Raw genomic sequence first — 24105 nt, 5'->3', positions numbered from 1 at the left:
CCTTAGTTTCCTATGGACTTTTTTGCCGCAAACGGAGCTTTTTATGCCGTTTGCGGCATTTTTTGTCGCCTTTTTGCTGCTGCTCTGCATCCCGGATGGCAGCCGTAAGCTGGCGGTCTGCCTGCTGCTGGGCGCACTGGCGGGGCTTTGCGCGGTGCATACCACGAGCGCCCGGCTGGAGCGTGCCCGGTCAAATTACGCCGGGCGCACCGTGCTGCTGACTGCCGAGGTGGAACGCGCGGACAGCAGCTATTTTTCGGACACAGTAGACGCGACCCTGTGGGTGGAAAACGTGAATGGTAGTCCGGCGGGCTTCCGCATCACCTGTGCAGAGCTGCCCGCCTGCGCGGCAGGGCAGCGGGTGCAGGGCTGGTTCACGCTGCAACAACTGGACATGGAAGAGCGGACGGCACAGTATGCAGACGGCATCGCTTTGCAGGCAGAGCCTGTACCGGAAAAGCCGCAGCTTACCGTACTGGGCGAGAGCGGCAGCTTCCGTGCCCGCACCCACCGCTTGCAGCAAAAACTGAGCGAGAGCCTGCGCCGTGCCATGCACCGGGACACCGGCGGCGTGCTGGCAGCTATGACGGTGGGAGACCGCAGCGGGCTTTCGGCACAGCTGCGCAGCGCCTACCGGGGCGCAGGGCTTTCCCATGTGCTGGTGGTCAGCGGCATGCACGTTTCCATCCTGTGCGGGGATATCCTCAGCGTGCTGCTGCCCTATCGCTGGGAGCAGAACTACCGCAGCCGCAGACGGCGCACGGTCTGGAAAAGCCTGCTGGCGCTGGTGCTGATGGGTGTGACCGGCTTTACACCCTCGGTGCGCCGCGCTGCCGTGGCGGTGTGGGTCAGTGCCTTGGGTGTGTGGGTGTGGGGGCCGGCAGATGTCCTCACCTCGCTGGCGGCGGCAGGCATCCTGATGACTGCTGCCAACAGCTATGCGGTGTGGGATATCGGCTTTGAGCTTTCCTTTGCGGCAGTGGTGGGCACGGTGGCGGGCAAAGCCTGCATCCGCCGGATGCGGGACGCCCATGACAGGCGGTTTTGGATCAAAGCCGGGGAAAACCGGCAAAGGCCGGTCAGGCGCCCGTGGTTCAACAGGCTGCCGGAACGGCTTCAGGGTCTTGTAGAAAGTGCCTGTATTGCCGCCTGCGCCTCGGCGGCTACCTTCCCGGTACTGGTGCTGCGGGGCTTGAGTGTCAGCGCGTGGGCGGTGGTCTCCAGCATCGCGGTGCTATGGATGGTGCAGCCGCTGCTTCTGCTGGGGCTGGCAGTGGCTTTTGTGGGGCTGGTGCCGTGGCTGGCACCGGTGCACGGGGTGCTCTCCCGGGCGGCAGACCTGCTCACCGGGCTATTGAACGGTTGGGCGGTCTGGCTCAGCACAAAGCCCGGTGCGGCCATCTACTTTGATACCGCCTACGCGGCGCTGGTCTGTCTGCTGCTGTGCGGGCTTGGGGTGCTGGCCTTCCGCTGGCGGGTGCGTCTGCGGGTGGCGCTGCCGGGCATCCTGCTGGTAGCAGCGGTGGGCATCGGGCTGGGAAACGCCCTCAGCCGGGACGTGGTGCACATCGACCTTGTAGGCAGCGCACAGGCACCTGCGGTGGTGATTGCCCAGAACGACCGGGCGGTGGTGCTGTTCCGGGGCGGCAGCGCCGCCCAACGTGCGGTGGAAAACCAGCTGGCGCGGCGGGGCGTGCGCACCGTGGAACTGGTGGTAGACCTGCGCATGAACGCAAAAACTGCCTGTACTCTGCCCGCGCAGCAGGGCATCCGGGCAGAGCGTTTGCCGTTCTATACCAGCCGCAAGCTGCGCTGCACCTCGGCGGCGGTGGAGCTGCTGCGCACCCGGGAAGGATGCCTTGTGCGGTTGAGCATCGGCAACCGACAGTTTGTGACCTTGAGCGGCAAGGCAGAACTGGCGCAGCCGCTGCAAACGGAGTGGCTGATCGCCACGCCGAAAGAGCCGGAGGCGGTGCAGTACCAAAAACTGCTGGCGCTGCGCAGTTACAGCTGGATGCCACCGGAAACGCAGTACACAGTCTCCCTCAGCCTGCGCCGCACCGGCGGCGAAAAACTAGGGTAGCGCTTTGCAATCCGGGCCGAGTGTGGTACAATACAAGGAGCATTTTATAACAGGAAAGGGGCATTTGCATGGCCACGGAAGCAAAACTCCGGCAGCTGGCCGACAAGGGCTGCCCGGTCTACTATTTTTATTCCAGCGAGCGGTATCTGGTACGGCAGGCAGTGGCGGCAGCGGTGCGGGTGCTGTCGGCAGATAGTGACGAGGATGCCACCATCCTGGACGGCGCTGCCCCGGAGCTGGAGCAGCTCATCATGGCAGCGGGTACCATCTCCTTTTTCGGCACTAGGCGTGTGGTGGTGCTGCCGGAAATAGACCCTGCCGCCTACGGCAGCAAGGACTTGGACGAGCTGTGCAGCACCCTTTCCAGCCTGGAAAACGCCGTGGCGGTGCTGGGCAGCGTGTTCCCGCTGGAGCGCGGCAAGCTCAAGCTGGGCAAGCAGGCGCAAAAGCTGCAAGCCCAGTGCAAGGCCATCGGCTACACCGAGGAGATGGCAAAGCCCCGCCCCTTTGAACTGAAAAATCTGATGATGGAGCGGGCAAAGGTGCAGGGCGCAGCCCTGCCGGACGGCGCAGCCACCGCATTGCTGGAGCGCTGCGGCGAGGACCCCTTTCTGCTGGAAAACGAGGTGGATAAGCTCTGTGCGCTGTCCGGCTACCAGACCGTGAGCGCCTCCATGGTGGCAGAGATGGGCACGGTAAGTCTTGAAGCGGATGTGTTCGAGATGATCCGCATGATCACCGCCAAAAACGCCACCGGAGCCTGCAAAAAGCTGCAGACCCTGCTGCGATTGCAGCAGGAGCCCATTGCCATTACGGCGGCGATGATCGGCAGCTATGTGGATCTGTACCGGGTCAAGCTTGGGGCGGCAAAGCGAAAAAATTACAGTGCAGTGCACAAGGATTTTGGCTATAAGGGCAGCGACTACCGGCTGAAGCGCTCGGCAGAGACTGCTGCCCACTACACCCTGCCCCAGCTGGAAGCCTGCTTACAGGTGCTGCTGGAGTTGGACCAAAGCCTGAAAAGCCAGCCTGTGGCGGCGCAGACACTGCTGGAAACAGCACTGTGCCGTCTGGCGCTGGCGGGGAGCGAAAGATGATGCAAAGCGAGATGATCCATACCGACCGGGTGCTGATCGTGGAGGGCAAGTACGATGCCGTCCGTCTGGCGCACCTGACCGATGCCATGATCCTGCTGACGGACGGTTTTGGCATTTATAAAGACAAACAGCGCCAGCAGCTGTTCCGGGCGCTGGCGCAGAAAAACGGCCTGATCTTACTCACGGATTCGGACGCGGCAGGCTTCCGCATCCGCAATTACATCACTAATATGGTAGGTGCGCAGAACGTGGTGCAGGCCTATGTGCCCGCCATCCACGGCAAGGAAAAGCGCAAGGCGCAGCCCGGCAAGGAGGGTCTGCTGGGGGTAGAGGGCGTGGACGACGCCCTTGTGCGGCAGGCACTGCTGGACGCCTTGGGTGAGGAAGCCGGAGCCGTGCCGGTGCGCCCGGCGGGGCGGCAGACCACCTATACCGACCTGTACGAGTGGGGGCTTTCCGGCAAGCCCGGCAGCGCCGAGCGCAAGGCCAGACTCTTGAATGCGCTGGGGCTGCCGCCGCGCCTTTCCAAAAAGGAGCTGGTGGAGGCCTTCAACCGCCTGTACACTTTTGAACAACTGGACGAATTGCAGTTAAAAATTTTGCAGGAGTGAAAAACTAGCTGTGTTTGCCCCACGCCTGCCGCAGCAGTTCCAGCGCGTGAGTCTCCAGCCGGGAAACATAGCTGCGGCTGATGTCCAGCAGCCCGGCGGTCTCCAGCTGGGTCAGGGGCGGCTGCCCGGCCAGCCCATACCGCAGCAGTAAGATCTGCCGCTCCCGGGCGGGCAGGGTGTCCAGCAGCTGCCGCAGCCGCCGGACATCCTCCTGCCGCTCACAGCTGTCCTCCATGCAAAAGCCGTCCTGTATCACGTCCGCTAAGGTCAGCGCCGAGTCCCCGTCTGCCTCCAAGGATTCTTGCAGAGAGACGGTCTGCCCGCTCTTGCGCTCCCGCCGGAACTGCATGCGGATCTCGTTTTCAATGCAGCGGCTTGCATAAGTGGAAAACCGCGCCTTGCGTGTGGCATCAAAGGTATCTACCGCTTTCATCAGTCCGATGGTGCCGATGGAAACAAGATCCTCTTGATCACCCGGCAGAGCGTAATATTTTTTTACGATGTGCGCCACCAGCCGCAGATTGTGGCGGATCAGCTTTTCCCGGGCGGCAGCATCTCCGGTGTGCAGGGCGCTGAAAGCAGCGGCCTCCTCCCGGGCTGTGAGCGGACGCGGAAAGCAGCCGCTTTCCAGATGGAGCGCCAGAAACAGAAATTTTGTGGCGAAAAATTGCAGTAAAGTCAGCAGCACACGATATCCCTCCCGGTACATAGTTGTTAGATTGTATGAGCCGGGGCGCGGATAGTTGCCGGAGAAGCCTTTTGTGCGCAGCAGCTTTTCTGCGGGGGAAAAGCGTGGTATATTGAGGGGGATAACTCGGAATTTAGAGGTGTAAGATGGAATATAAAGAATATGGATCAAAGAATAATGATATTATAATTTTATTACACGGTGGAGGTCTTTCTTGGTGGAATTATATAGATGAAATATCCTTGCTTGAAAATGAATTTCACATAGTTATTCCTATATTAGATGGACATTCAGGAAGTGATACAAATTTTACTTCTATTGAAAGCAATGCTCTAGAAATAATAAATTTTATAAATAAAAATTATAATGGAAAAGTAAAACTAATTGGAGGGCTATCATTAGGCGGACAAATTTTATTAGAAATATTATCTAAAAATCCTGATATATGGTAAGCGGTCAATAATCACCCATCAAGGGCAAAAGAAAAAGCACCTCGGACAGGAGGTGCAGAAAATCAGGTAAGATGGCAATACTGCGGGATGGACTCAGACCACGGAAAAAGAGGTTTGAGCTGTTCCATTGCAGGCATTTCACCAAGTTTAGGAAGCTCCTGCAGCAGAAACAGCGTAAGCGGTCAATAATCACCCATCAAGGGCAAAAGAAAAAGCACCTCGGACAGGAGGTGCAGAAAATCAGGTAAGATGGCAATACTGCGGGATGGACTCAGACCACGGAAAAAGAGGTTTGAGCTGTTCCATTGCAGGCATTTCACCAAGTTTAGGAAGCTCCTGCAGCAGAAACAGCAGATACCCAAAAGGATCAAGACCATTTCGCCTTGCCGTTTCGATCATACTGAAGCACAGCGCACTTGCATCTGCACCCTTCGAGGTGTCACAAAACAGGAAGTTCCTTCGGGACATAACGAAAGGCTTCACGGTCCGCTCTGCAAGATTGTTGGTAAGCGTCAGACGGCCATCCAGCAGAACACTTTCCAGGGCTTCCCTCTGGTTCAATGAATAAGTCTGTGCCTTGCCAAGATTTGAATTTTTGTCAGATTCAAAGCTGTTCAGAAACTCCCAATACTCATCCATAACAGGTTTCAGTTCTGCCAGGCGATGTGACTTTCGGTCATCCGGCGGCAGATCCTTCCACGACGAATCCAGCGCAAAGATTTTCTCAACGTACTCAAACGCTTTTTGAGATTTGCTGCCCTCCACAGGCTTGTTATCCACGAAGCAGTCCACCCATTTACGCCGCGCATGCGCCCAGCAGCCAATATGAGTTACATTTTCTACCGCATTGTAACCCGAGTAGCCGTCGGTCTGCAGATAGCCTGAGAAGCCCTTGAGCATCTCTTTTGCTACCTGGCCCTTACGGCTGGGTTTGTACTGGTAAAGCGCAATGTTCTTTTCCGGTGAGCAGAACACCCACATCTTCGACATCTGTTTCGATTCGCGGCCATCCTCTTTCAGAACGTGGCAGTCCGTCTCGTCTGCATTGACAATGCCACTCTGGAGAAGTTCATCCCGGAAGGCATCCCATAAAGGGGCAAACCACCGGGAACTTCGAATGACCCAGTTTGCCATTGTGTTCCGTCGCAGGTCAACACCCTGGCTCTTCCAATATTCTTCCTGTCGGTAGAGAGGTACGCCTTTCTGGAACTTTTCCTGCATAACATAAGCGACTGTGGAAGCAGCAGCCATGCTTTTCTTCATGACCGGAACCGGGGCTTTCGCCTGCTCAATGTAGCATTCACCCGTTTCCTGCTCACAGTGAGCACACTTGTAGGTTGCTGTATAATAATCAATCACAGAGAGTTTTGCGGGGATAATGGTAAGCTCAGAGCGAATGTATTTTTCACCGATCCGAACCATCTCAGTGCCGCACCGGGCGCAGATCCGCTCATTCTCTGGCAGCTCGCATAAGACCTTCTGGTGTTCCAGGCCCTCGGTGAGCTCAGCCTTGGTACGCTTTGCTTTGCGTGAATGGGCTGCTACCGGAACAGTTTTCCCCGGCTCGGGAGCTGCGGCATCACAGCAGACTTCCGCTTCATTGAAAAAATCCAACTGCTTGCAGTCGACGTATTCGATCTTCTCGCTGGATTGCCCGAACATACGCTTGCGCAGGCAAACGAGCTGCTCGTTCAGAGACTGCAGCCGGACAAGCGCATCCTTCTGGGCGCGGTTTTCTTCTTCCAGCTTCTGGTTCTTCGCTTCAAGAGCGCGAATGTAGGCGGCAATCTCCGGGGTCAGAGTGCTCAAATCAATCTCCGTCATATTCTTTGCCGCCTTTCTTCTGCATTCTTCACAAGAAGATTATACAGGAGAAAAGAGCAGATTTCCAGCAAAATGAGGGAGATTGCCACGGAGAAAATTACGGTCAAAAAGGCGGTTCGTTTGGTCAGAATATTACGCGAAAAACGCAAGCACTGTTGAAAACTACACATAGAATTTTGGCTTGCCTGGACGGATCGCTTTGGGCTGCTCGATGCTCAGGCCCTGCATGAGCCAAGTGAACTGTTCCCATGTCAGCTCTTTGACTTCTTTTTCATTCCGGGGCCACTGGTATCTGCCGTTGTCCAGTACCTTATACAGAAGAACAAATCCATCCGGTTCCCAAAGCAGTGCCTTTATGCGGTCACACTTCTTGCCACAGAACAGAAACAGGCCGCTTTCATATGGATCCATTTTGAAATTCTGCATCACATAGGGCACCAGGCTTCGTATTCCTTTTCGCATATCTGTGTAGCCTGTAACGATGTACACATTCTTCGCCTGTCGGATATCCCCCAGCATCAGGAAAGACCTTTTATGATTTCCAGGATGTATGCGGCAGACACTGAATTCGGCAAAGAGATCGACAGTTCTCCTTTCCGGATCTCGACCTCCTGCCGGGATGAACGATCTGGAATACGAGTGCCAGATGCCGGTGGAGCAATTTTCACTGGTACGATCGCCTGCTGTTCCATGACCTGCTCTGCCACCTCATCCCGTAGCAAAGCCTGCCAACGCATGAATGTGGAATACTTGATTCCTTTTTCGGAACACCACTCGCGCTTGTTCTTTCCGCTGTGCGCACACTCTTTGATCAGATTCAGATACTGCTGCTTTTTCAGGCTATGATATTCACCGGCCATAGTTCACGCTCCATCCTTTGAGACTTTTTAGACTTCTGATACGTCTCGTTCGATATCTGAAACTTCCGAGACTTTTGCGTCTTTTAATAGTTCCTTGCTATTTGCCTTGGACTTTTTGGATTTCTGAGACTTCTTAGAGTCTATTATCTCATAAAGTGGAGTTGATTATAATACGGATGAAGATTGACCGCTTACGATATATGTGAATGTGCTATTGTTGAAAGCGCTTTGGTAATGCCAATGGACTTTACCTATAAAATGATAGAGCCAATATTTAATTTATCATATTGTTTGATAAGTAAAAAGTGGTTTTCAAAACTACAATTTAAAAGTTTGAAACTTAAAAAAAGCTTGTTTTCTCTATATTATGAAGATACTTGTAAAATTACAAAAGATAATTTAATTGCTTTTATGAAGTCAAATTCTAATTATGAAGTAAAAAATACTTTATCGCATACTAAAGCAAAGACCCTCGTATTAGTTGGAAGTAAAGAAAGACCTATTATGAAAAAATCAGCAACTAAAATTGTTCATTTAATACCAAATAGTGAACTTGAAGTATTACAAGGATATTATCACGGAGATATTAGCATAAATCATGCAGATGATTATGTTGAAAGAGTAAAGAGGTTAGTTCGTTAAATTTCCATTTATCGAGTGACGAAAACAATACATCCTTCTGCGGACAACCCCAAAACGGTTGTCCGCTTTTTTTATACGCTGAAATCTGAAAAAAGACAAAATGCCAAGCAAAACTGAAAAATATCTCATCCTTGCCCGTTACTTTTGGTAGCACAACATGCTTTTAAATATGTACGTTTTTCAATGAATGCAAAGTGAGCAATGATTTCCCACTCTAGTTGACCTGTCCACCGATGCCAAAACGCTGTACGGCATCCTGTTGGACCGCATGGGGCTGTCGGCGAAAAACGGATGGCTGGATGAGCAGGGAAGGGTGTATATCATTTTTCCTGTGCAGGAAGTGATGGATGCACTGGGCTGCGCAGACAACAAGGCAACCAAACTGTTCCGGGAATTGGAAAAGTTTGGTCTGATTGAGCGCAAACGGCGCGGGCTGGGAAAACCCAATCTGATTTACGTCAAAAACTTTGCAGACCCGCGTTTCCGGAATCGTGAAAAGAACGGTTCCGGTGCCGCGGATTCAGCGCAGCAGGAAACGGCAAAATCACGAGGAAATAAGACTGAGTGGAATAAAACCGAGGGGAGTGAACCTGATCCTTTCTCTTCCGACGCGGAGGACGAACCGGATGAGCGCACACGGCTGGAAGCGTATTTTATGCAGTCGTTGGAGGTGGACTTGCTGCTCCGGGTCTGCCCGGATGAGGAAGATACGGCGTACTGGCCCCGCTGATTGCGAGACCCCGCCCAGAAGGCGGGTATGAGATCATCTCCGGCCACCGCCGTCAGCACGCAGCCGAGCTTGCCGGGCTGGACACGCTGCCTGTTATCGTCCGGGAAATGACGGACGATGCCGCCATCCTGCTCATGGTGGACAGCAATCTCCAACGTGAACACATCCTGCCCAGCGAGAGGGCTTTTGCCTACGAAATGAAGCTGGAAGCTCTAAAAAATCAAGGTGCTAGGTCGGATTTAACTTCCCGACAAGTTGTCGGGAAGTTGGAAGCGGCTGATTTGGTCGGAAAAGGAAACGAGGAAAGTGGCAGACAAGTCCAGCGTTTTATCCGCCTGACCAACCTTGTTCCCGAATTGCTGGACATGGTAGATGAAAAGAAAATTGCCTTCAATCCCGCTGTGGAGTTGTCCTATCTGGAAGAAGCCCAACAGCGGGATTTTTTAGAAGCCATGCAGGACACCCAGAATGCGCCGTCCTTATCGCAGGCGCAGCAACTGAAAAAGATAGCACAGCAGGGAGATTTCAGCTATGGTAACGACAACCCCGGCTCCAATGCTCATGTACGGTAAAGAAGCAAGCAACCGAAAACAATAGATAGACCGCCAGCACTACACTATTCCGAACCAAAGACCAAAAGATAAGCATTTTGAGAAAATCTAAACTTTTGGATTTTCCTACAATGCCGACTACGGCGGAATCCCTCCCACTCCTTATATATTTCTTTCTGTATACATTGAATTTGTATTTAGTAAAATGCAGACAACACCACGGATCGGCTTTTGGCTGGACAATTCCAACCAAACACCGCAGCAGACAGTAGAAACCATTCTGAACGTTAGGAAGCCGGTATGATTGTTACATATAAGGGGAAGAAAAATTTCTTTTAGATACTTGTTTTCCTAAAACTGATGTGATATAATAATTCAAACTGATGTGATATAATAATTCAATTCCAGAAAAGGAGTAAAAAATATGCGGCAAGGTTTTCTTAAATAAAACTATAATCAAATAGTGGGAACAAAGGATTATGATAGTCCCTTTTGTAGGGGCTTAGTTTTTTGTACCCAATTTAAGAATACTTTTGCCTTATCAATTTTGACATATCCCCAAAAACAGCACTCACAAACAGGTGTATGCTGTATATGTGTATGTCCGCAAATTATCATCCCCAGTGGTAAAAGTATTTTACTGCTGGGGATTTTTATGCCCTTCGGGGCAGTAAAGGGAGGACAATCACATGAAAATAATCAATATTGGAATTCTTGCCCATGTAGACGCTGGAAAGACGACCTTGACGGAGAGCCTGCTATATGCCAGCGGAGCCATTTCAGAACCGGGGAGCGTCGAAAAAGGGACAACGAGGACGGACACCATGTTTTTGGAGCGGCAGCGTGGGATTACCATTCAAGCGGCAGTCACTTCCTTCCAGTGGCACAGATGTAAAGTCAACATTGTGGATACGCCCGGCCACATGGATTTTTTGGCGGAGGTGTACCGCTCTTTGGCTGTTTTAGATGGGGCCATCTTGGTGATCTCCGCTAAAGATGGCGTGCAGGCCCAGACCCGTATTCTGTTCCATGCCCTGCGGAAAATGAACATTCCCACCGTTATCTTTATCAACAAGATCGACCAGGCTGGCGTTGATTTGCAGAGCGTGGTTCAGTCTGTTCGGGATAAGCTCTCCGCCGATATTATCATCAAGCAGACGGTGTCGCTGTCCCCGGAAATAGTCCTGGAGGAAAATACCGACATAGAAGCATGGGATGCGGTCATCGAAAATAACGATAAATTATTGGAAAAGTATATCGCAGGAGAACCAATCAGCCGGGAAAAACTTGTGCGGGAGGAACAGCGGCGGGTTCAAGACGCCTCCCTGTTCCCGGTCTATTATGGCAGCGCCAAAAATGGCCTTGGCATTCAACCGTTGATGGATGCGGTGACAGGGCTGTTCCAACCGATTGGGGAACAGGGGAGCGCCACCCTATGCGGCAGCGTTTTCAAGGTGGAGTATACAGATTGCGGCCAGAGGCTTGTCTATCTGCGGCTATACAGCGGAACGCTGCGTCTGCGGGATACGGTGGCCCTGGCCGGGAGAGAAAAGCTGAAAATCACAGAGATGCGTATTCCATCCAAAGGGGAGATTGTTCGGACAGATACCGCCCATAAGGGCGAAATTGTCATCCTTCCCAGCGACAGTTTGAGATTAAACGATATATTGGGGGACAAAACCCAACTTCCTCGTGAAATGTGGAGTGATGCTCCCCTCCCCATGCTGCGGACGACGATTGCGCCGAAAACGGCAGCGCAAAGAGAACGGCTGCTGGACGCTCTTACGCAACTTGCGGATACTGACCCGCTTTTGCGCTGCGAGGTGGATTCCATCACCCATGAGATCATTCTTTCTTTTTTGGGCCGGGTGCAGTTGGAGGTCGTTTCCGCTTTGCTGTCGGAAAAATACAAGATTGAAACAGTGGTAAAGGAACCCACCGTCATTTATATGGAGCGGCCGCTCAAAGCAGCCAGCCACACCATCCATATCGAGGTGCCGCCCAACCCGTTTTGGGCATCTATCGGACTGTCTGTTACACCACTCCCGCTTGGCTCCGGCGTACAATACGAGAGCCGGGTTTCGCTGGGATACTTGAACCAGAGTTTTCAAAACGCTGTCAGGGATGGTATCCGTTACGGGCTGGAGCAGGGCTTGTTCGGCTGGAACGTAACGGACTGTAAGATTTGCTTTGAATACGGGCTTTATTACAGTCCAGTCAGCACGCCGGCGGACTTCCGCTCATTGGCCCCGATTGTATTGGAACAGGCATTGAAGGAATCGGGGACGCAGCTGCTGGAACCTTATCTCTCCTTCATCCTCTATGCGCCCCAGGAATACCTTTCCAGGGCTTATCATGATGCACCGAAATACTGTGCCACCATCGAAACGGCCCAGGTAAAAAAGGATGAAGTTGTCATTACTGGCGAGATTCCCGCCCGCTGTATACAGGCATACCGTACTGATCTGGCCTTTTACACCAACGGGCGGAGCGTATGCCTTACAGAGCTGAAAGGATATCAGGCCGCTGTCGGTCAGCCGGTCATCCAGCCCCGCCGTCCAAACAGCCGCCTGGACAAGGTGCGCCATATGTTTCAGAAGGTAATGTAAAGATACATAATCGTCAAGACGGCAACAATCAGAAGTTATGGAGGGTAACAATGGAATATAGTAAGGAAGATTTAATGGAAGCAAAAAAGCAAATTTTGGGGAGTGGGAGAGAACATGGGAACAGAGGAAAGTAAAAAAATCTGGGAGGAGAACGCACAATTTTGGGATAATGCAATGGGTGACGAATCTAATGAATTTCACAGAGAGGTAGTGCGTCCCAAAGTAACGGAACTTCTATCTCCTAATCCTGCGGATTACATTTTGGATATTGCGTGTGGCAATGGAAATTATTCTTCGTATCTTGCACAAAGAGGCGCTTCGGTTGTCGCTTTTGATTACAGCAAAAAAATGATAGAATTGGCTAAAAGACGGCAATCACAATATGCAAAACAAATTGAATTTTGTGTGGCGGATGCGACCGATAGAAAAAGTATATTAGAATTAAAAAGAAATCGAGCCTTTACGAAAGCAGTTTCTAATATGGCAATTATGGATATTACGGATATTGAACCACTTCTTATGGCTGTTTATGAACTGTTGCAGGAAAGCGGAATTTTTGTCTTTGCAACGCAACACCCTTGTTTTGTCACGTTGACTGAAAAATATATGACACCGCACAGTTACTATGATATAGCGATTGAAGGGCAACCGAAAGAGCAGATTTATTATCATCGTTCCATACAAGATATTTTTAACCTTTGTTTTAGAGCTGGATTTGTCATTGATGGATTTTATGAAGAATGTTTTAAAACCAACAAAGAAATTCCTATGGTAATGATAGTAAGGCTTAAGAAGGTAAAACGTGATAGCTTAAAATAAATTCAAGTTTGTCGGGTAAATAGCAAACCCAGCCGAGCCAGTCAACGGTCAAGATGAACGGCGCATATGCGCAGCCGTTGACAGCCCCGCCCGCCTTTGCTGGTAGGCAATCAAGGGGCGACAGCAAGAAGTGCCACCGCCCCGCACTATTATTCAGAAAGGGGAATTTCCATGACCGACCAGATAGCCTATCAAGAATATATCCAGCGCAGGTACAACGCCTTTTGCAAGACTGTTATCCGCTGTGCCGCCTTGGACAAGATTTTGAAGCTTAAACGGCAATGGGAACGGCAAGTTTCCCTTGACTATCTGATGAACGAGAAGTTTGTCCAGTTTGCCGCGTCGGAGCCGGACGAGGAATACCCATTTACCGTCTGCGGTCAGACCGTCCTGCTCTGCAACGCCGCCCTTGCCGACGCGATCTCTGTTTTGCCGGAGCAGACGCGGGAAGAAATCCTGCGCTATTACTTTCTGCGCCAGCCGCAGCGCGTGATCGGCGCGTGTATTGGCCGGTCACGCAGCACAGCGGGGCGGCATATCCAGCTTGCCTTGCAGCGGCTACGCGAAGAAATGGGGGTGAGCCGGTATGAGTAGACTTCTCCCCTATGAAACAATCCTCAAAGCCCGTGAGGGCGACCCAGAAGCCGTGAACGCTGTCCTGCTCCACTACGCCGGATATATCCGCTATTTCTCAAAAGTGAACGGGCAGGTCAACGCCGAGGTGGAGGACTATGTAAAGCAGCGGTTAATTGACTGTCAATTCAAGTTCCGGCTTGACGAACCACCGGACAAGTCATAAAAACTGAATACCAGCCGCCACCGACGCGGCCAGCGAAAGCAGTAAGTCTTGAAAAAGATTTACTGCTTTTTTTGTTGTCCGGCTCCGCTCCCGGCCATTTTGCCCCCTGCCGGTTGTAGTAGTAAGCGAGGAGGGAATTTTTCTGCCCTGGTGTTTGGCATTTGGAGCATTTACCCGTAGTAGAGGGCAAAGAGAAAGGATTTCTCCAACACCGGGTAGAAACCACTGCGTCCGGTGTCATTTTAGCGAAAGCGGGCAGGAATGCCCTTTACAGGATTAGTAGTAGCAGAAAAAGAGAAACAAACTTTTGTGGTTGCAGTTTTCCAAAAAAAGTGGCGGACGGAAGTGAGAGAAAGTTTGCAGTCACGGAGAGCAAGTTTCTACCACGGTGCCAAAATCCGCAATTCTGCAGTTTTGCCCCTCGCGGGAAACTTGTTGGGGAGTGCCTTCCCCAAACCCTGCTCATGCGCCCTTACGGGCGAGAAAGGAGGTCACACCATGCGAAAGAAATACAACACGCCCCACCGCAGCCGCGTTGTGAAAACCCGGCTGTCCGAAGATGAGTATGCCGACTTCACAGCGCGGCTTGCGCCCTATGGTATCAGCCAGTCCGAATTTCTCCGGCAGGCGATACGGCGGGCGACCATACGCCCGGTTGTCCATGTGTCGTCGGTCAATGACGAGTTGCTTTCCGCTGTCGGGAAGCTGACAGCCGAGTACGGCAGGATCGGCGGCAACCTCAATCAGATTGCCCGGTATCTGAACGAATACGGCGTACCCTACAACACCCTTTCCGGCGAGGTACGCGCCGCCATATCCGACCTTGCCGTCCTCAAGTATGAAGTCCTCAAGAAAGTAGGTGACGCGGTTGGCAACACTCAAGCATATCAACTCTAAAAACGCCGACTACGGAGCCGCCGAGCAATATCTTCTCTTTGAGCATGACGAGTTTACCATGAAGCCCGTCCTTGATGAAACCGGCAGGCTTATCCCCCGCGAGGACTACCGGCTGTCCACGCTGAACTGCGACGGGGAGGATTTTGCCGTTGCGTGTATGCGGGCCAATCTCCGCTATCAGAAAAACCAGCGGCGGGAAGATGTGAAAAGCCACCACTACATCATCAGCTTTGACCCGCGGGACGGGCCGGACAACGGCCTGACCGTAGACCGGGCGCAGGCGTTGGGGGAACAATTCTGTAAAGAGCATTTTCCCGGCCACCAGGCCCTTGTCTGCACCCACCCGGACGGGCATAACCACAGCGGCAACATTCATGTGCATATCGTCATAAACAGCCTGCGGATTGAGGAAGTGCCGTTCCTGCCCTACATGGACAGGCCGGCCGATACGAAAGTCGGCTGCAAGCACCGATGTACCGACGCTGCCCTGCGCTACTTCAAATCCGAAGTCATGGAGATGTGCCACCGGGAGGGGCTTTATCAAATCGACCTCTTGAACGGCAGCAAGAACCGCGTCACCGACCGGGAGTATTGGGCGCAGAAAAAGGGACAGGCCGCGCTGGACAAGCAGAACGCCCCCATGATTGCCGATAGTATCACGCCCCGGCAGACCAAGTTTGAAACGAACAAGGAGAAGCTGCGGCAGACCCTACGGAAAGCCCTTGCCACCGCCGCCAGCTTTGACGAGTTTTCCTCTCTGTTGCTGCAGGAGGGTGTGACCGTCAAGGAGAGCCGGGGGCGGCTTTCCTACCTCACGCCGGACAGGACAAAGCCAATTACCGCCCGGAAGCTGGGCGACGATTTTGACCGCGCCGCTGTCTTTGCCGTTTTAGAGCAAAACGCCGCCAGAGCAGCCGAAGCGCCAGCCAGATCCCCCGATCCCCCACGCACCATAAAAGACCGCTTGCAGGTTGCCAGAGCCGAGATAGCCGCCCCGAAACAGGACGGAGTGCAGCGGCTTGTGGACATTGAGCAGAAAATGGCCGAGGGCAAAGGCCGGGGCTATGAACGCTGGGCGAAGATACACAATCTGAAGCAGGCCGCCAAAACGCTGTCCGTCTACCAGCAATACGGCTTTACTTCCCCGGAGCAGTTAGAAGCCGCCGTTGACACCGCCTATCAGAAAATGCGCCAGACCAGCGGCGAACTGAAAGCACTGGAAACGAAGCTGCAAGGGAAAAAGAAGTTGCAGCGGCAGGTGTTGGCCTACGCCCAGACCAAGGCCGCCCGCGACGGGCTGCGGGCACAGAAATCCGAGAAAGCCCGCGCCGCATACCGGCAGGCCCATGAGAGCGATTTTATCATAGCCGACGCAGCAGCCCGGTATTTCAAGGCGCATGGCATTACCAAGCTGCCCGCCCGGAAAGCGTTGCAGGCCGAGATCGAGCAGCTTATCTCCGAGAAAGACGGCCTGTATAACACCTATCACGAACAGAAACAGCGGTTCAAGGAGTTGCAGACCGTCAAGCGGAACATCGACCAGATTTTGCGCCGGGACGAGCCGCACCGCAGAAAGGAGCAGAGCCATGAGCGATAACCTGCCCCACATGGACTACCGCCAGCACCGGCGGGCGCGGCGGCTGGTACATGAGTGCTGTAACTACGATGAGGGGAACTGCCTGCTATTGGACGACGGGGAGCCTTGCGTGTGCGTCCAGAGCATTTCCTTTTCCCTCATGTGCCACTGGTTCCGTGTGGCTGTCCTGCCCCTTGACGGGGAGCTGGCCGCAGCCCTCTTGTGCCGGGGAAGCCGGAAACGGTGTGCCGTCTGCGGGGCGGCCTTTGTCCCCAAATCCAACCGGGGAAAATACTGCCCCGACTGCGCCGGGCGCATGAAGAAAATCAAAGCCGCCGAGAGAAAGCGGAAACAAAGGCAGAGATGTCACGCTTTAGAGCCTTTCAAACCCGCATAAATCAAGGCTTTTTTCGTGGGTGTCAAAGGGTACGCGATACATTTATCCTTTTCCCCCGGAAACGGCGTTTTAATGCGTGACAATACGCCAAAATCAACCCGAACACAGGGAGGTGATCCTATCGCTGATTATATCAGGGCAGACACGCGGCTGCCCGCCTATCTGCCGTATCCCCGTTTCCTGCTGAAAATGGAGATTTCACAGACCGCCAAGCTGCTGTATTCGCTGCTGTTAGACCGTTCCACCCTGTCACAGAAGAACGGCTGGCAGGACGGCGAGGGCAGGATATTCATTGTCTACCCCGTTGCGGAGATAGCGGAAATGCTGGACAAGGGTTGTACCGCCATCAAGGGAGCCTTGAAAGAACTGGACGCAGCCGGGCTTTTAGAACGGGAACGGCGGGGCTTCTCCGCACCCAATCGGCTTTATGTGAAAGTGCCGCCTGTCCCAGTGGTACGGTTTTCCGACCAACTGATGGCCGGAAAAGCGACCCTCATACAGTCGGAAAAGCGACCTTATGACGGTCGGAAAACCGACCCTATGATGGTCGGAAAACCGACCCCTAACAAAACTAATATAAACAACTTAATAGAGAACCAAACAATGAGAGCGAGTGGGGAGCCGCCCACAGCTTATGGCCGATATGAGAATATTTTTCTGTCAAAGGACGAATATGACGAGTTACAGGCAGAATACCCGGACAGGCTGGAACGGCTGATTGAGGAAATGAGCCATTACCTTGCCGCCAGCGGGAAAGCCTACCAGAATTATGCCGCCGCCTTGCACAGATGGGCGGCCAATGACAAAAAGGGAGCCGTAAAACAGGGCATCCCCGACTATACCTGTATGGAGGGAGAAAGCTTATGACAAGTGAAATCAAAGATATTTTGGAGAACATGACAACCGCCGCCCCGGAGATGGAGGACTATATCGGCGAGGACGGACTGCTTTACTGCGGAAAGTGCCATACGCCGAAAGAAGCCTACTTCCCGGAGGGTAAGGAGCTGTTTGGCCGTGACCGCCACCCGGCAGAGTGCGACTGCCAGAGAGCCGCCCGTGAGCAGCGGCAGGCCGCCGAGGAACACCGCCGCCATGTGGAAGCCGTGGAAAATCTGAAACAGAGGGCTTTTGCCGACTCAGCCATGCAGCAATGGACATTCGAGAACGACAACGGCAGAAACCCGCAGACCGGGATTGCCCGGCGGTATGCGGAGCATTGGGAAGAAATGCAGGCCGAAAACATCGGCTGCCTGTTCTGGGGGAACGTCGGCAACGGGAAAAGCTACCTTGCGGGCTGTATCGCAAACGCCCTCATGGAGAAAGAAGTCCCCGTATATATGACGAACTTCGCCGTTATCCTGGGCGACCTCTCTCCCGGCTTTACAGGCCGGAATGAGTATATTTCCCGCCTTTGCCGCTATCCGCTGCTTATCATTGACGACTTCGGCATGGAGCGTGGCACCGACTATGGACTGGAACAGGTATTCCATGTGATTGATACCCGATACCGCAGCAACAAGCCGCTGATCGCCACCACCAACCGCCCGCTGGACGAGTTGAAAAAGCCGACAGACACGGCCCATTCCCGGATTTATGACCGACTGCTGTCCATGTGCGTCCCGATACGCTTTACTGGCGTCAACTTCCGGCAGGAAACCGCAAAGCGGAAAATGGAAACCATGAAGAAACTGCTGGCTGAATGAAAGGAGTATTGCCTATGGAGAATATCAAGCAGCACGACCACCGTACCACCCGCCGCCCCGACTGCGTGACGGAAATCCGCATGGGGAATACCGTTCTTGTCGTGTCCGGCTTTTTCAAGAAAGACACCACCAGCACCGCCGCCGACAAGATGGCGAGGGTACTGGAAGCGGAAGCCGCTGCTACACAAAAAAAGGCGATTTGACAAGCTGTAAAGAAGCAGATTTATCACTTTTACCGCTGTACAGCCGCCCCTGTTCCGTGGTACAATGAAACCACGGAATAGTGGGGCTGGCTGTCGGAAACGGAGGATTTTATGTTAAGACAAGCCACCCAAAACCTCATTACCGCCCTTTATCCGAGATTGTCCCACGAGGATGAATTGCAAGGCGAGAGTAATTCCATATCGAACCAAAAAAGGATACTCGAAACCTACGCAAAACAGAACGGCTTTACCAATCTGCGCTGGTACACCGACGACGGTTTTTCCGGCGCGAACTTCCAGCGGCCCGGATTTCAAGCCATGCTTGCGGACATTGAAGCCGGGAAAGTGGGTACGGTCATCGTCAAGGACATGAGCCGGTTAGGGCGAAACTACTTGCAGGTAGGGTTTTACACGGAAATGCTGTTCCCTCAAAAGGGTGTGCGTTTTATCGCTGTCAACGATAATGTGGACAGTGCCAGCGAGGGCATGGACAACGATTTTACCCCGCTGCGAAATCTGTTCAATGAATGGCTGGTGAGAGATACGAGCAAGAAAATCAAGGCAGTGAAAAAGTCAAAAGGCATGAGCGGCAAGCCTGTTACCAGCAAGCCGGTTTACGGCTATGTGATGGACGAGGACGAGAATTTTATTATAGACGAGGAAGCCGCCCCGGTGGTGCAGCAGATTTACCAGCTTTGCCTTGCCGGGAACGGCCCGACCAAGATTGCCCGTATGCTGACGGAGCAGCAAATCCCCACGCCGGGGACGCTGGAATATCAGCGGACAGGCAGCACCCGCCGTTATCACCCAGGCTATGAGTGCAAATGGGCGACCAACACCGTCGTTCATATCCTCGAAAACCGAGAGTACACCGGATGTCTGGTGAACTTCAAAACGGAAAAGCCTTCTTATAAGGTCAAGCACAGCATAGAGAACCCCGTCGAGAAGCAGGCCATTTTCGAGAACCACCATGAGCCGATCATCGACAAGGAAACATGGGAACGGGTGCAGGAGTTACGCAAACAGCGCAAACGCCCGAACCGCTACGATGAAGTGGGGCTGTTCTCCGGGATTTTGTTCTGCGCCGACTGCGGCCATGTGCTGTATCAGCAGCGGTATCAGAACAAAGACCGCAAACAGGACTGCTACATCTGCGGCAGCTACAAGAAGCGCACCCGCAACTGTACGGCGCACTTTATCCGCACCGATCTGTTGACCGCTGGTGTCCTGGCAAATCTCCGGCAAGTGACCGAATACGCAGCCAAGCATGAGAGCCGGTTTGTGAAACTACTTGTCCAGCAGAACGAGATCGGCGGCAAGCGAAAGACCGCCGCAGCCATCAAGCAGCTTGAACAGGCGCAGGAACGCATTTCTGAAATCAGCCGCATTATCAAGCGGCTGTATGAGGACAATGTAAACGGCAAAATCAGCGATGAGCGTTTCATGGAACTGTCGGCTGACTACGAAGCCGAGCAAGCGGAGCTGAAAAAGAGAGCCGCCGCCCTGCAAGCCGAACTGGACAAGTCACAGGCAGCTACCGTCAACGCCGAGAAATTTATGGGCATTGTCCGCAAGCACCTTGCCTTTGAAGAACTGACCCCCACTCTCTTGCGGGAAATGATCGAGAAAATTGTGGTGCATGAGTGCAGCTATGATGAGAACGGCACCCGCAGGCAGGACATTGAGATTTATTACAGCTTTGTCGGCAAGATTGACTTGCCCGAATAACCGCCCGACCTATCCGACACAATGGCCAAGTGTCGGATAGGAACGGCAAAATTTTTTGCACTTCTATTGCTTCTTTATCACACATAAGCAAAGTCTCAGGGCATGAAGCAGGTAATGGCTAATTAGATGTAAATAAAAGCGGAAAGGAAAAGCACAATCCAGACGGAACCGGCGAGCCGTCAAGAAATATTGTGGATTCGCAAGAATTTTGATATAATGTGAAGCAGGAACCCCGGAACAGGGAGAAAGGCAGGGCGATAAATGCACATAAGCTACCAGCCACTTTGGAATACATTGAAAGAACGAAAAATGAGAAAAGAGGACTTACGGCTTGCTGCCGGTCTTACCACAAATATGATTGCCAATATGGGAAAGGGAAAGCATATCAGCATGGAAACATTAGCCCGTATCTGCGAAACGCTGAATTGTGAAATTACCGATGTGATTGAGTTAGTACCAGACGAGCCTGCTTCCACAGGAGGTAAGGAACATGAGCGAATTGAAACCAAGAATAACGGAAAACGGAATTGATTATATCCTTGTTGGAGATTATTACATCCCGGACTTGAAGCTGCCGAAGGAACACCGCCCTATCGGAAGGTATGGACGGATGCACCGGGAATATTTAAGAGAAGTTCACCCAGCCAGATTGAACACATAGATACTGACCGGAGAATTGTGGACATATCTTGCAGACCTGAACGAACAGGCACAGAATCGGTTAGATACCATCATGGAGCAGATGAAAGCCGCCGAGGGTATGACAGAGGAATTGAAGCGAACCCAACAAATGGAATGGGTGCAGCGCTGCAATAACATTCACAACCGGGCAGAAGAAATTGTTTTGCATGAGATGATTTATGCATAACGGTATGGATAGAGTGATTTTTTATTCAATCGGAAGTTAGTCAGGTGTTGAATCATGAATGAAAGAGAAAAAATTATTCAATTGTGGTTTGAAATGTGGCTTACAAAACAGGATTTAGGTATTGATAATATTTTTACGGAAGATGTAATTTATACTGAAAGTTGGAGTCCTCAATATAATAATCGTCAAATCGTAAAACACTGGTTTCAGGAATGGAATACCCGTGGCAAAGTCGTTGTTTGGGAAATTAAACAATTCTTCCACAAGGAAAATACGACGATTGTAGAATGGTATTTCAAAAATGAAATGAACAATGGGAATATAGAGGAATTTGATGGGATTTCTCTGGTTGAATGGACAAAGGATGATAAAATAAAGTCATTGAAAGAGTTTGGTTGTAATTTGAATAATTATAATCCTTATGAGCAAAGCGACCAATCCGAATTTAGGGAAGAAAGAGCAAGTTGGTTTTAATATTAGGAATGAATAGTTTATTTGAGGTGGTATGGAATGGTTAAAGTGATAAAGAAAAGTTTTGTCGTCATTGGAAAAGAGGGTTCAACATTAGACGGCGAAGGATTTATTCAGAAATTGTGGGATGATGCGAATAGTCATTTTGGTGAAGTTGCACATCTGGCAAAGAAAGACGCAAACGGTGGCATTGTGGGAATATGGGGTGCTATGTCTGATATTTCTCGCTCATTTAAACCGTGGGAAGATGGCTTTAGCAAAGGCTTGTATCTGGCAGGAGTGGAATGTGTTGATAATGCAGAAGCACCTGATGGATGGACAAAATGGATAATACCAGATTATGAGTATATAGTTGTTGAAAACCATAAGGGAGTGTTTGAAGAAACCATTGGACAAATGAATGAGGATGGTATTTCTCTGGTCGGAGCAGTTCATGATTATACCGATCCGGCAACAGGAAAGGGCTATCTGTACTTCCCGATAAGAGAAGTTTAATAAATCAGAATTGAGGTGAAGTCATGGCGTCCAGTAAAGAATATTTAGAATTTATTTTGGGACAGTTATCCGATTTAGAAGAAATTACTTATCGAGCTATGATGGGAGAGTTTATCATTTATTATCGTGGCAAGATTGTAGGCGGTATTTATGATGATAAAACAAATGCTACAACAAGAGAGATGGCTAACTGTCTTTGCAGCGGGCGTAGACGCCCAGTGAGGTGAACGTTAGCCGATTACTCTCTTATTGTAGCTTAGGTACGAGTTGGAATGGAATATGGTTGGCTACCACATCCGGTTCCAAATATATTGTAATAGAAAGGTAAAAGTTCGTTGGGTCTTTCCCAAATTTTGTGTAAAGTCCAGACAGCTATAAAACAAGAGCAATTTTAATATAAAGCGGCAGACGGCGAAACCGGCTGTCGCCTTAACAACAACATAACGCCGGCAAGGGGGAATGTCAAGGGCGGCGAAGCCGTTCATATACCCTTGACATTCCTCCGCAGCAGGTGTTAATCCGGCATACGCTCAGCGAAATAGATGGACAACTGTGCATGGATTCGGCTCCAGTCCTGCCGCCGACCCGTCCACTTTTTCGTAATATCCATCATCGCCAGATACAGCATTTTCAGCAGACTGTCGTCTGTCGGGAAAACGCTCTTGGATTTTGTGACCTTCCGCAGCTGCCGATTAAAGCCTTCGATCGTGTTCGTGGTATAGATCAGACGGCGGACTTCCTGAGGATATTTGAAGTAGGTGCTGAGGTTAGCCCAGTTTTCCCGCCACGACTTTGCGATCTTGGGATATTTGTTGTCCCAGTTCTGCGCGAAAGTCTCCAAAGCGTCCAGAGCAGCCTGCTCGTCCACTGCTGCATACACGGCTTTCAGATCGGACATGAGAGCCTTCAGGTCTTTGTAAGAAACGTATTTGCTGGAATTCCGCAGCTGGTGAATCATGCAGTTCTGAATCTCCGTTTCCGGGAACACTGCATGGATGGCTGTATCGAAACCAGTCAAATTGTCTGTACATGCGATAAAAATATCCTCTACGCCCCGATTCCTCAGACCATTCAGTACGGTCGCCCAGAACTTTGCGCTCTCATTCTCGCCGACCCACATCCCCAGAACATCTTTGCGGCCATCCAGATCAAGGCCGATGGCAATGTATACTGCTTTCTTTACGATCTGCCCTTCGCTGCGGACATGGTAGTGGATCGCATCCAGAAAAACTACGGCATAGATCGATTCCAGAGGCCGCTGCTGCCATTCTTTCGCCACAGGCAGAATCTTATCCGTGATCCGGCTTACCGTAGTGTCTGACACAGACAGCCCGTAGATATCCTGAATATGCGCCTCGATGTCGCCGGTCGTCATGCCTTTCGCATACATGGACAGGATCTTCTCTTCGATATCCTGACTGATGCTGGTCTGGTTCTTTTTCAGAAGCTGCGGTTCAAACTCACCTTTCCGGTCACGGGGAACAGAAACCTCGACTTCACCGAAACTGGTCCGCAGATTTTTGCTGCTGTGGCCGTTCCGGCTGTTGTCCGTAGCTTTGTTCTTGTAGTCGTATTTGCTGTAGCCAAGATCCTCATCCAGTTCGGCCTCTAAACCATTCTCCATGAATTCGGCAATGGTTTCCTTGAACAAGTCCTGGATGTCATCCATGCTGTCGATATTTGCCATCTGCAGCAGTTCACGGATTTTTGCTCTACGGGCTTTTTCTTCCGGACTTCGATTCTTTCGGGACATATCTTTTTCCTCCATCCTGATGCTTCTATTTTACACCTCTCCGGAGGTTTACACAATTATTGGGATGGTCTCAGTTCGTTTGTCGGAGAAGCTGCCAGATGCTGTTTGGGCTGCTTTCAAAACGATTTCCTCTCATGACTGTTCTGGCTGGTTTCGTTTTTGTGGCTATTCGCGCTAATTTCTTGTCTTGCGATAGAATGTCAAATCGTAAAATTTCATAGTTTTCTCAACGCTGTCCCAACAGCGATG

General features: G+C 51.7%; 24 protein-coding genes and 4 pseudogenes. 23 read left to right on the top strand and 5 right to left on the bottom strand.

All coding sequences use genetic code 11. The features are described 5' to 3' along the window. Positions 1–43 precede the first annotated feature (43 nt). The 3 genes from ACXPUX_RS13360 (at position 44) to ACXPUX_RS13350 (ending at position 3791) form a co-directional block, all read left to right on the top strand. Entirely contained in the window at positions 44–2083 is a 2040-nt protein-coding gene (locus tag ACXPUX_RS13360; protein ID WP_458828706.1) for a ComEC/Rec2 family competence protein, read from the top strand. A gap of 68 nt (positions 2084–2151) precedes the next feature. Continuing rightward, positions 2152–3180, top strand: a complete 1029-nt coding sequence (gene holA / locus ACXPUX_RS13355; protein WP_458828705.1) for a DNA polymerase III subunit delta — start codon at positions 2152–2154, stop codon at positions 3178–3180. Continuing rightward, on the top strand, positions 3177–3791 hold the full coding sequence (locus ACXPUX_RS13350; protein WP_458828704.1) for a toprim domain-containing protein: 615 nt from the start codon (positions 3177–3179) through the stop codon (positions 3789–3791). Before holA ends, ACXPUX_RS13350 begins: the two co-directional genes overlap by 4 nt. Before the next feature lie 4 nt (positions 3792–3795). Here the strand turns inward: ACXPUX_RS13350 and ACXPUX_RS13345 are convergent, their stop codons facing one another. Then, on the bottom strand, positions 3796–4479 hold the full coding sequence (locus tag ACXPUX_RS13345; protein ID WP_458828703.1) for a sigma-70 family RNA polymerase sigma factor: 684 nt from the start codon (positions 4477–4479) through the stop codon (positions 3796–3798). 146 nt (positions 4480–4625) lie between these two features. On the opposite strand from ACXPUX_RS13345, the gene ACXPUX_RS13340 reads away from it, so the two are divergent. Beyond that, complete coding sequence (locus tag ACXPUX_RS13340) at positions 4626–4931, top strand: alpha/beta fold hydrolase (RefSeq protein ID WP_458828702.1); 306 nt, start codon at positions 4626–4628, stop codon at positions 4929–4931. A 240-nt stretch (positions 4932–5171) separates the two neighbouring features. On the opposite strand, the gene tnpC is transcribed toward ACXPUX_RS13340, so the two are convergent. The 3 genes from tnpC to tnpA all read right to left on the bottom strand — a co-directional run bounded on the left by tnpC (position 5172) and on the right by tnpA (position 7615). Continuing rightward, a complete protein-coding gene (gene tnpC, locus ACXPUX_RS13335) occupies positions 5172–6755 on the bottom strand; it encodes an IS66 family transposase (RefSeq protein ID WP_458828701.1) in 1584 nt (527 codons plus the stop codon). A 162-nt stretch (positions 6756–6917) separates the two neighbouring features. After that, the gene (gene tnpB / locus ACXPUX_RS13330; RefSeq protein WP_441915331.1) at positions 6918–7274 is read right to left on the bottom strand and encodes an IS66 family insertion sequence element accessory protein TnpB; all 357 of its coding nucleotides are present in this window, start codon (positions 7272–7274) and stop codon (positions 6918–6920) included. Further along, complete coding sequence (gene tnpA / locus ACXPUX_RS13325) at positions 7274–7615, bottom strand: IS66 family insertion sequence element accessory protein TnpA (RefSeq protein ID WP_441915329.1); 342 nt, start codon at positions 7613–7615, stop codon at positions 7274–7276. Before tnpA ends, tnpB begins: the two co-directional genes overlap by 1 nt. A 183-nt stretch (positions 7616–7798) precedes the next feature. On the opposite strand from tnpA, the gene ACXPUX_RS13320 reads away from it, so the two are divergent. From ACXPUX_RS13320 to ACXPUX_RS13230, 19 genes and pseudogenes are all read left to right on the top strand, one after another. Continuing rightward, positions 7799–8257 carry an alpha/beta fold hydrolase gene (locus ACXPUX_RS13320; RefSeq protein ID WP_458828700.1) on the top strand — a complete coding sequence of 153 codons (459 nt, stop codon included), beginning with the start codon at positions 7799–7801 and terminating at the stop codon, positions 8255–8257. Between the two features lie 223 nt (positions 8258–8480). Further along, positions 8481–8975 (top strand): annotated as a pseudogene (locus ACXPUX_RS13315) (replication initiator protein A); the annotation flags it as partial. Further along, positions 8963–9520 (top strand): annotated as a pseudogene (locus ACXPUX_RS13310) (ParB/RepB/Spo0J family partition protein); the annotation flags it as partial. The pseudogenes ACXPUX_RS13315 and ACXPUX_RS13310, both read left to right, overlap by 13 nt. Positions 9521–10227: 707 nt before the next feature. Next, entirely contained in the window at positions 10228–12147 is a 1920-nt protein-coding gene (tet(W), locus tag ACXPUX_RS13305; RefSeq protein WP_458828699.1) for a tetracycline resistance ribosomal protection protein Tet(W), read from the top strand. 114 nt (positions 12148–12261) lie between these two features. Continuing rightward, positions 12262–12966 carry a class I SAM-dependent methyltransferase gene (locus tag ACXPUX_RS13300; protein WP_034551643.1) on the top strand — a complete coding sequence of 235 codons (705 nt, stop codon included), beginning with the start codon at positions 12262–12264 and terminating at the stop codon, positions 12964–12966. A 171-nt stretch (positions 12967–13137) separates the two neighbouring features. Next, entirely contained in the window at positions 13138–13560 is a 423-nt protein-coding gene (locus tag ACXPUX_RS13295; RefSeq protein ID WP_002586616.1) for a sigma-70 RNA polymerase sigma factor region 4 domain-containing protein, read from the top strand. After that, the gene (locus tag ACXPUX_RS13290; RefSeq protein ID WP_002586615.1) at positions 13553–13765 is read left to right on the top strand and encodes a helix-turn-helix domain-containing protein; all 213 of its coding nucleotides are present in this window, start codon (positions 13553–13555) and stop codon (positions 13763–13765) included. Before ACXPUX_RS13295 ends, ACXPUX_RS13290 begins: the two co-directional genes overlap by 8 nt. Positions 13766–14263: 498 nt before the next feature. Next, positions 14264–14662, top strand: a complete 399-nt coding sequence (locus ACXPUX_RS13285; RefSeq protein WP_002596229.1) for a plasmid mobilization protein — start codon at positions 14264–14266, stop codon at positions 14660–14662. Further along, on the top strand, positions 14634–16259 hold the full coding sequence (locus ACXPUX_RS13280) for a relaxase/mobilization nuclease domain-containing protein (RefSeq protein WP_002596230.1): 1626 nt from the start codon (positions 14634–14636) through the stop codon (positions 16257–16259). The genes ACXPUX_RS13285 and ACXPUX_RS13280 overlap by 29 nt, the downstream gene beginning before the upstream one ends. Then, entirely contained in the window at positions 16249–16635 is a 387-nt protein-coding gene (locus ACXPUX_RS13275) for a cysteine-rich VLP domain-containing protein (RefSeq protein ID WP_002596231.1), read from the top strand. Before ACXPUX_RS13280 ends, ACXPUX_RS13275 begins: the two co-directional genes overlap by 11 nt. A gap of 72 nt (positions 16636–16707) precedes the next feature. Further along, positions 16708–17502: a replication initiator protein A gene (locus ACXPUX_RS13270; protein WP_458828698.1), complete on the top strand. Its 795-nt coding sequence runs from the start codon at positions 16708–16710 to the stop codon at positions 17500–17502. Next, a complete protein-coding gene (locus ACXPUX_RS13265; protein WP_000200031.1) occupies positions 17499–18338 on the top strand; it encodes an ATP-binding protein in 840 nt (279 codons plus the stop codon). The genes ACXPUX_RS13270 and ACXPUX_RS13265 overlap by 4 nt, the downstream gene beginning before the upstream one ends. 14 nt (positions 18339–18352) lie before the next feature. Further along, entirely contained in the window at positions 18353–18541 is a 189-nt protein-coding gene (locus ACXPUX_RS13260; RefSeq protein WP_000427739.1) for a transposon-encoded TnpW family protein, read from the top strand. 111 nt (positions 18542–18652) lie between these two features. Beyond that, entirely contained in the window at positions 18653–20269 is a 1617-nt protein-coding gene (locus ACXPUX_RS13255) for a recombinase family protein (RefSeq protein WP_002596236.1), read from the top strand. A gap of 261 nt (positions 20270–20530) precedes the next feature. Then, a complete protein-coding gene (locus tag ACXPUX_RS13250) occupies positions 20531–20800 on the top strand; it encodes a helix-turn-helix domain-containing protein (protein ID WP_458828697.1) in 270 nt (89 codons plus the stop codon). Beyond that, positions 20760–21137 (top strand): annotated as a pseudogene (locus ACXPUX_RS13245) (TnpV protein). Before ACXPUX_RS13250 ends, ACXPUX_RS13245 begins: the two are co-directional and overlap by 41 nt. 54 nt (positions 21138–21191) lie before the next feature. Next, on the top strand, positions 21192–21611 hold the full coding sequence (locus ACXPUX_RS13240) for a nuclear transport factor 2 family protein (RefSeq protein WP_458828696.1): 420 nt from the start codon (positions 21192–21194) through the stop codon (positions 21609–21611). 36 nt (positions 21612–21647) lie between these two features. Then, positions 21648–22103 carry a GyrI-like domain-containing protein gene (locus ACXPUX_RS13235; RefSeq protein ID WP_002595209.1) on the top strand — a complete coding sequence of 152 codons (456 nt, stop codon included), beginning with the start codon at positions 21648–21650 and terminating at the stop codon, positions 22101–22103. A 23-nt stretch (positions 22104–22126) separates the two neighbouring features. Continuing rightward, positions 22127–22264 (top strand): annotated as a pseudogene (locus tag ACXPUX_RS13230) (TfoX/Sxy family protein); the annotation flags it as partial. A gap of 353 nt (positions 22265–22617) precedes the next feature. Here the strand turns inward: ACXPUX_RS13230 and ACXPUX_RS13225 are convergent. Next, positions 22618–23856, bottom strand: a complete 1239-nt coding sequence (locus tag ACXPUX_RS13225) for an IS256 family transposase (RefSeq protein WP_458828267.1) — start codon at positions 23854–23856, stop codon at positions 22618–22620. Positions 23857–24105 lie beyond the last annotated feature (249 nt).

This window comes from Faecalibacterium sp. PGM34, from assembly GCF_054456555.1.
Note: the sequence above shows the minus strand (reverse complement) of the source record. Positions and strands in the feature narration are given on the sequence as shown.